This is a genomic window from Streptomyces sp. NPDC005195 (assembly GCF_040608315.1).
Lineage (GTDB): Bacteria > Actinomycetota > Actinomycetes > Streptomycetales > Streptomycetaceae > Streptomyces > Streptomyces kaempferi.
In genome coordinates, this window is sequence record NZ_JBEXHZ010000110.1 from 1 (window position 1) to 7,800 (window position 7,800).

The window sequence follows — 7,800 nt, forward strand, 5'->3', positions numbered from 1 at the left end:
GTCTGGCCGAAGCCGGCCTGGTTCACCATGGCGTTGTGCGGCGTCATCGAGCCGGGGCCCGACTGCGTGTTCCAGTACCAGAGCCCCGTCTTCCACGCGACGGCCGCGTCCTGCTCGACCCGCCACGGGTTGCCCAGCAGGTCGATGCCGAGGGCGTCACCGGCGGCCTTGTAGTTGAAGTTCCAGCTGAGCTGGATCGGGCCCCTGCCGTAGTACGCGGCCTGCCCCGCCGGGCAGCCGTAGGGCTGACCGGGGTCGCAGTAGTGCGGATAGTTGGCGGTGTTCTGTTCCACCACGTAGACCAGTCCGCCGGTCTCGTGGTTGACGTTGGCGAGGAAGGCCGCGGCCTCCTGCTTCTTGACCGTGTCGCTCCCGCTGTTCGCGAACCCCGGGTAGGAGCTCAGCGCCTGGACGAGACCGCTGTACGTGTAGAAGCCGTTCCGGCCCGGGAACATCTGGTTGAACTGCGCCTCGCTGACGACGAACCCGGACGGGTTGGTGCCGCCACCGCCGCTCGCGAGGGCGTTCCACTTCTGGTTGGCCGCGCCCGTGCAGGTCCAGATCTGCAGCCGGCTGCCGTTCGCGGAGCTGTTGTCGCGGACGTCCAGACACTTGTTGGCCGCGGGGTTGACGATGTCGTGGGCCGCGGTGACCACCCACTGCTGGTTGGCGCCGCCGGAGCAGTCCCACAACTGGACCGCCGCGCCGTCGGCGGTACCGCGGTCGACGACGTCGAGGCACTTCCCGAGCGCCCTCAGGGTCCCGTCGCCGGAGTTCGACCAGTTCTGCGCGCCGGTCCCGTTGCAGTCGTAGAGCTGGATCGCGGTGCCGTTGGCGCTGTTCGCGGCGGCCACGTCGACGCACTTGCCGGCCAGCCCGGAGATCTGGCCACTGGCGGCGTGCGCGGGCGGCGCGGAGAGGAACAGCGCGGAGAGGACCACCGCGAGGGCGGCTGTCACCAGGGAACGTCCCAGGGTGACCCATCTGAAGGAGAAGTGTCCGGCAAGACTGATCAGCATGGGGGCATCGCTCCTAATACGGCCGGCGGCCGCGGCGGTGGGGAGGGAGCTGTGCGGGAAGGTGTCGCGCCCGAAGCGGACTCCGGACGCGGCACCCCATCAGGTCTAGACCATGACAGGCTGACGGGGCCACGTCAACCAATCGTGCGCGGCCCCGCCGACGGCATCTTCAAGGACGTATGAAGCCGCACCGAACACGTCAAGTGATGATGGAACAGGGCGACTTGAGATCGTCCGAGCCGTCGGGGCCCGAACGGTCGGAGCGCGCGGTACGTGACACTCTCGCCCCGGTCGGCGCCGCACTCCTCTCGAACCATGAACTCCGTTGATTTCGGATTCAGTTGTTGACGCCGGGCAGAGGCGGGGATACAACCCGAGAGAGCGCTCTCACGCCTGCAGTTGCTCCAACCCCCACGCACGCCGGCTCGGCCTGAGGAGATCCCATGCAGACTTCCCCCAGCGCACCCGCCACCAGACCACCCGCCGGCGTTCTACGCACCCGCACGGCCCTCGGCCTGGTCATCGCCCTGCTCGTCGCCTGCGTCGCCGCCCTGACGCCGACGTCGGCGCACGCCGCCGACCAACTCCTCTCCCAGGGACGCCCGGCCACGGCCTCCTCGACGGAGAACGGTTCCTTCCCCGCGACGGCCGCCGTCGACGGCGACCCCGGCACGCGCTGGTCCTCGGCGTTCGCGGATCCGCAATGGGTCCAGGTCGACCTCGGCTCCGTCCAGCAGATCACCCGCGTCACTCTCAACTGGGAGGCCGCCTACGCCAAGGCCTACCAGATCCAGACCTCCACGGACGCGAACAACTGGACCAGCGTCTACTCCACCACCACCGGGACCGGCGGCACCCAGAATCTCGGCGTCACCGGCAGCGGCCGCTATGTGCGCGTCTCCGGAACCGTGCGAGCCACCCCGTACGGCTACTCGCTGTGGGAGTTCCAGGTCTACGGGCCCGGCAGCACCACCCCGCCGGACAGTTTCTGGGGCAGCACCAGCAACATACCCCCGGCGAGCAACGCCGTCGAGGTGAAAATCCTCAACCGCACCAACGGCAAGTACCCCGACAGCCAGGTGTACTGGAGCTTCAACGGGCAGGTCCACTCGATCGCCGAACAGCCCTACCTCGACATGCCGGCGAACTCGGCGGGCCGCATGTACTTCTACCTGGGCTCACCCAACGGCCCCTACTACGACTTCATCGAGTTCACAGTCGGCAACAACGTCTTCAACGGCAACACCACCCGGGTCGACGCCTTCGGCCTCAAGCTGGCCATGCGTCTGCACGCCAAGGACGGCTACGACGTCGAAGTCGGTGAGAACCGGCAGACCTTCGCCGAGGACCGCGCCACGACCGTCCAGCGCTTCACGGACGCGGTTCCGGACCAGTTCAAAGTGCTGGCGCGAACCCAGGCCCCGTACCGGATCATCGCGCCCGGCAGCGACCCGAGCTTCCGCACGGGCGGCGTCAACGCCAATTACTTCACCTCATACGCCCAGTCCGTCGGCGTCAACGCTGCCACCTCCGACATCTTCGGCTGCGCCGCCTCCCTCGCCGCCAATCCCGACATGTGCGCCGCCCTCAACCGTCACGTGGCCACTCTCCCCGCCTCCCAGCAGGCCGACCCGGCCCAGTACTACAAGGCGGCACCCGCCAACTACTACGCCAAGTTCTGGCACGACAACGCCATCAACCACCTCGCCTACGGCTTCCCCTACGACGACGTGGCGGGCCAGTCCTCCTTCGTCTCCCACGGGAACCCGCAATGGCTCCTGGTCGCCGTCGGCTGGTAGCCGTCCCGGTGGCATGTCAGGCATCCGGACCCGCCTGACAACGCTCGGGTCCGACTACCGTCGGCTCGGCTCGCCCCCCCCCGAGCCGAGCCGAGCCGACGCGGGCCACGACGCGGTCGTACGGCCGCACCGGCAGATGACACCGACCAGAACCGCGGACGTCGCGTCACACCGCTGACAGCAGGACCCGCCCTCGGCTGTCGCATGAACCGGTCCGGCCCAGAACCACATGGTCCTGGGCCGGACCGGATTCCTTCGCCGGTCAGTTGAGCGCGGCCGCGAACATGCCGGGTTCGTAGGAACCTCCCCGTTGATGCACGATCACGGCGAGCCGGTTGGCCGCGTTGATCAGGGCGACCAGGGAGACCAGCGCGGCGAGTTGGTCGTCGTCGTAGTGCTCTCGCACCCTGGCCCAGGTCTCGTCGGACACGCCGTGGTGGGCGTCGCCGAGCCGGGTGCCCTCTTCGGCGAGCGCCAGCGCGGCCTGTTCGGCGTCGGTGAACACGGTGGACTCGCGCCAGGCGGCGACCAGATGGAGCCGTACCGCGCTTTCACCGGCGGCCGCGGCCTCCTTCGTGTGCAGGTCGACGCACCAGCCGCAGCCGTTGATCTGGCTGGCGCGCAACGAGACCAGTTCCTGCGTGGACTTCGGCAGGGGCGACTGGTGGATCACCAGGGCGGCGTTGGCGAACCGCTTGCCGAACTTGGCCGCGATCTCGTTGTCGAACATGTTGAATCGGGAGTCCATGATGTCGTCCTCACTCGTGGTGATGCACTGGACGAACACGAGATGCCGGCGGCCCGAGCGCTGTGACGGGCCGGTCGTGTGACGTGTGCCACCCCCCGGGGGTGTCACAGGATCGCCGCGACCGGCGTCTTGTGCGCGTGGCACCCACACGAGGACGAACAGGCGGGAGCGGCCGGTGCGCAACGAGCGGAGCGAGTGCACAGAGGACACGGCCCGACAGCCGGCGGACGGCGACCGGGCGGATCTCGCCACCGAGACGTTCCTCGCCCATCGCAACCTGCTGTTCACCGTCGCCTACGAGATGCTCGGCTCGGCCGCCGACGCGGAGGACGTCCTGCAGGAGACCTGGCTGCGGTGGGCGGGTGTCGATCTCGGCACGGTGCGGGAACAGCGTGCGTACCTGGTCCGGATCACCACGCGGCAGGCGCTGAGCCGGCTGCGTACGCTGGGCCGCCGCAAGGAGTCCTACGTCGGCCCATGGCTGCCCGAACCGCTGCTCACCGCACCCGACGTGGCCGAGGACGTCGAACTGGCCGACAGCGTCTCGATGGCGATGCTGCTGGTGATGGAGACGCTCACGCCCACCGAGCGGGCGGTGTTCGTGCTGCGTGAGGTCTTCGACCTCGGATACGACGAGATCGCCGAGGCCGTCGACAAGAGCCCGGCCGCGGTACGTCAGGTCGCGCACCGGGCACGGGCTCACGTCGCGGCACGCAGGCCGCGGGAGATCGTCTCCCCGGCCGAGACCAGAGACGCGCTCGACGCCTTCCAACGGGCGACGCAGACGGGCGATCTGCAGAAGCTGCTCGACATCCTCGCGCCGGACGTGGTCTTCCTCGGCGACGGCGGCGGAATCAAGCAGGCCGTCCTGCGGCCTGTCGTAGGGGCCGAGAAGGTGGCCCGGCTGCTGACCGCCGCAGGGGGCAGGACCACCGCGGCATCGCTGCGCTCCGCGCAGGTCAACGCCTACCCGGCGCTGGTCCTCCGGCTCGACGGCGCGATCGACACGGTCTTGGCGGTGCGCATCGACGAAGGCCTCATCACCGGGCTCTACGCCGTGCGCAATCCCGAGAAGCTGTCGCACATGCAGCGGGAGACGCTCCTGCGCCGCTGAGAGACGACGGCGCCACCTGGCACCGGACGACACCGCGCCGCTCGGGCACGGACGGGAAGGAGGGCGGCAGCGCATCGGGCTCTGCCGCGTGATCACGTCATGTCGAATCCGGCCTTTCCGAGCCCCTCGTACAGGCCAGTCCAAAACCGCGCCCATACGAATGAACCCCCGGCCGGCCGGGAACAGCGGGCCCGAAATCGCGGTTGATCACAGTATGGCTTCTGAGACACACGAGGAATTCGGGCGGATCGGCATCTGGAGCGGTGCTCTGCACCGGTCGCGGGTCGACGAGGCGGGCAGCGAAGCGATCGCGGAAGCGGTCGCCGAGCTCGAGGATCTGGGGTACGGCACTCTCTGGCTCGGGGGCAGCCCCTCGCCCGACGACGCCGCGGCCGTCGTCGACGCCACCCGTACCGTCACCGTGGCCACCGGCATCCTGAGCATCTGGGAGCACACGGCTGAGGAGGTGACAGCGCGGATCGCGGGGCTCGACGCGAGCGCGCGTGGACGATTCGTCCTCGGACTGGGGGTCAGCCACGGGCAGTTGGCGCCGAAGTACGCGAAGCCGTACAGCGCGATGGTGGCCTACCTCGACGCCCTCGACGCCGCCACCCCGCCCGTGGATCGTGGTCGTCGGGTCCTGGCGGCACTCGGCCCGAAGATGCTGAAGCTCGCGACCCACCGGGCGCTGGGTGCGCACCCCTATCTCGTCACCACCGAGCACACGGCGGAGGCGCGCGAAGCACTCGGTCCCGACGCGCTGCTCGCCCCCGAACTGTCCGTCGTCCTCGACACCGACCCCGACCGGGCCCGGACCACCGCGCGGAACATGCTGGGCAGGTACCTCCAACTGCCCAACTACACCAACAACCTGCTGCGCCTGGGGTTCACGGAGAACGACTTCGAGGACGGCGGAAGCGCACGTCTCCTGGACGCCCTCTTCGCCCTGGGCGACACCGAACGCGTGCGTGCACGGACCCGGGAGTACTTCGACGCCGGCGCCGACCACATCGCTCTCCAGGTACTGACTGCCGACGAGAGCGGAGCCGGTCTGCCGCGGGCCGAATGGCGCGAGTTGGCCGCGGTGTTCGCCGACGAGCTGTAAAGAGCGGTTCACGCGAGCGGGATACTGGTCCCGCTCGTGCCCGCGTGTGGGGGAAACGGGCTCTGCCGAGGACGAAGTGAACGTGGCATCGCCGTCGGCCGACGGTCTTCACCGGTGCCGTCGGCGGCGGCGGCCGTACGCGTACCCCCGTCTCCGCGCCGGCTGGTCGCCCTGTTTGACCTTGACACAGTGGCAAGGCCTTCACTGCTCGCCGAGGAGGTGGTCTCGATGACGGTCACGGGACAGGACACGGATGTGGCACGAGCGCTGCGGGGACTGGCGGACGGCCGTTCGTCGGTGCGACTGCGGGCCGCTCTGGCGGCCGGCACGACGCCTGACCCGCGCTTCGTCGACAAACTCGTCGAACGATGCGCACTCGAGCCCGAGTTCTTCGTCCGCGACACGCTGACCTGGGCGCTCACCCGGCACCCGGCGTCCATGACGCTTCCCGGGCTGCTCCGCGAAGTGCGCTCGGAGCGTACGCAGGCACGCAGCCAGGCGCTTCACACGCTGTCCAAGATCGGGAACCGGCAGGCGTGGCCGGCGATCACCCGGACGCTCCTCGCCGACGCCGACGACGAGGTGGCACGAAGCGCCTGGCGGGCGGCGGTCGTGCTCGTCCCGGAAGGCGAGGAGTCCGCGTTGGCCACGGTGTTGGCCACACAGTTCGGGCGCGGTGGGCGGGAGACGCAACTGAGTCTCAGCCGGGCACTGGTCGCGCTCGGCGAAGCCGTTCTGCCGGCTCTGGGTACTGCGACGACGGCCCCTGACCCGTCCGTGCGCGCGCACGCGCTCGCCACGGAGCGGATGCTGCGCGACCCGGACGCCGGGTTCGACTTCGCTGTCGAGGAGGCGAAGCGCGTCGTGGCCCTCGGTGTGTCCGGTCAGGAGGGCCGCTAAGGCGTGTTGATCGGTGAGGTGGCACGACGGTCCGGGGTCAGCGCCCGCATGCTCCGGCATTATGAGTCGCTCGGTCTGGTGCGTCCTTCAGGCCGCACCGGCTCCGGCTATCGGGAGTACTCCGGGGACGACATCCAGCGGATCTTCCATGTGGAGAGCCTTCGGTCGCTGGGGCTGTCGCTGCGGGAGATCGGACGGGCGCTCGACGATCCCGCTTTCGAGCCCTCGTCGCTCGTCGACGACCTCATCGGTCAGACGCGTGAACGCATCGCGGCGGAGACCGAGTTGCTCACGCGGCTGCGCAGGATCCATGCCGCGGACCCCGTCGGCTGGGAGGACGTCCTCCAGATCGTCGCGCTCCTCCAGGCGCTGGAGTCGAAAAGCGCCGACGCACGCCAGCGCGCGGCCCTCTCGTCGGTCGGCGAGGTCTCGGTGCCGGTGGAGGCCCTGGTCGAAGCAGCACTGAGCGAGTCGGAACCGAACGTCGCCGGGGCCCTTCGCTGGGCGCTGGCACGATCGGGCGGCGACGGTACGGCGCTGCTGGCGGAGGGCCTCGGCTCGCCCGTTGCCGCGGTGCGGGAGCGTGCCGTCCGGTCCCTCGCCGAGATGCCAGGTGGTGAAGCCACCGAGCGGCTGCGGGATGCCCTCGCGCACGCCGACGTCGTGGTCCGCGGGCACGCGGCGCTGGCGCTCGGGACACGGGGTGTGGCCGACGCGGCTCCGACGCTCATCGACATGATCGTGGAGGGGACGAACGACACCGATGCGGCCGACGCACTGAGCACGCTGGCGAGCGACACCACGACGGCGGACCGGATCGCGAGCGTGCTCGTCGACCGCCTCGCCCACGACGCCACCGAAGCGCCCGCACGCGGGCGGCTGACCCAGGCACTGGCGGACGTCCCGGGGGCAAGGGCGTCACACGCCCTCGTGGAGTTGTCGCAGGACGGGGACCGCGCCGTCGCGCTGACCGCGGCGTACCTGCTTCACCTGCGCGACGCACGGTGAGGGTTCTCTCCGCCGGCGCTGCGGTACGGATGACGGGCACGCACACTCCACGCGACAACCAGCGTTGCCGGCCGCTACGAGTGAGGCCCCTGTCGGCTCCGGTCAAC

At 69.8% G+C, this 7,800-nt stretch carries 7 protein-coding genes; 5 read left to right on the forward strand and 2 right to left on the reverse strand.

Annotated elements, in window-relative coordinates; translation table 11 throughout:
- Positions 1-1,019: glycoside hydrolase family 19 protein (locus ABZV34_RS35770; RefSeq protein ID WP_356286304.1), on the reverse strand; the 1,019-nt coding region annotated here is incomplete at its 3' end.
- A 443-nt stretch (positions 1,020-1,462) separates the two neighbouring features.
- On the opposite strand from ABZV34_RS35770, the gene ABZV34_RS35775 reads away from it, so the two are divergent.
- Positions 1,463-2,818 (forward strand): beta-1,3-glucanase family protein, encoded by a 1,356-nt coding sequence (locus tag ABZV34_RS35775; RefSeq protein ID WP_356286307.1) that lies wholly within the window; start codon positions 1,463-1,465, stop codon positions 2,816-2,818.
- Positions 2,819-3,080: 262 nt separating this feature from the next.
- Here the strand turns inward: ABZV34_RS35775 and ABZV34_RS35780 are convergent, their stop codons facing one another.
- Positions 3,081-3,566, reverse strand: coding sequence for a carboxymuconolactone decarboxylase family protein (locus ABZV34_RS35780; protein WP_356286310.1), 486 nt, complete (start codon positions 3,564-3,566; stop codon positions 3,081-3,083).
- A gap of 175 nt (positions 3,567-3,741) precedes the next feature.
- On the opposite strand from ABZV34_RS35780, the gene ABZV34_RS35785 reads away from it, so the two are divergent.
- The 4 genes from ABZV34_RS35785 (at position 3,742) to ABZV34_RS35800 (ending at position 7,693) form a co-directional block, all read left to right on the forward strand.
- Positions 3,742-4,680: an RNA polymerase sigma-70 factor gene (locus tag ABZV34_RS35785; RefSeq protein WP_356286313.1), complete on the forward strand. Its 939-nt coding sequence runs from the start codon at positions 3,742-3,744 to the stop codon at positions 4,678-4,680.
- Between the two features lie 214 nt (positions 4,681-4,894).
- Positions 4,895-5,785 (forward strand): LLM class F420-dependent oxidoreductase, encoded by an 891-nt coding sequence (locus ABZV34_RS35790; RefSeq protein WP_356286316.1) that lies wholly within the window; start codon positions 4,895-4,897, stop codon positions 5,783-5,785.
- Positions 5,786-6,013: 228 nt separating this feature from the next.
- Positions 6,014-6,685: a HEAT repeat domain-containing protein gene (locus ABZV34_RS35795; RefSeq protein ID WP_356286322.1), complete on the forward strand. Its 672-nt coding sequence runs from the start codon at positions 6,014-6,016 to the stop codon at positions 6,683-6,685.
- 3 nt (positions 6,686-6,688) lie between these two features.
- On the forward strand, positions 6,689-7,693 hold the full coding sequence (locus ABZV34_RS35800) for a MerR family transcriptional regulator (RefSeq protein ID WP_356286319.1): 1,005 nt from the start codon (positions 6,689-6,691) through the stop codon (positions 7,691-7,693).
- Positions 7,694-7,800: the final 107 nt, after the last annotated feature.

Bases quoted from the DNA above. Each gene is read 5' to 3' on its own strand.
- ABZV34_RS35775 (WP_356286307.1), top strand. From the start codon at position 1,463: ATGCAGACTTCCCCCAGCGCACCCGCCACCAGACCACCCGCCGGCGTT.
- ABZV34_RS35780 (WP_356286310.1), bottom strand. From the start codon at position 3,566: ATGGACTCCCGATTCAACATGTTCGACAACGAGATCGCGGCCAAGTTC.
- ABZV34_RS35790 (WP_356286316.1), top strand. From the start codon at position 4,895: ATGGCTTCTGAGACACACGAGGAATTCGGGCGGATCGGCATCTGGAGC.
- ABZV34_RS35795 (WP_356286322.1), top strand. From the start codon at position 6,014: ATGACGGTCACGGGACAGGACACGGATGTGGCACGAGCGCTGCGGGGA.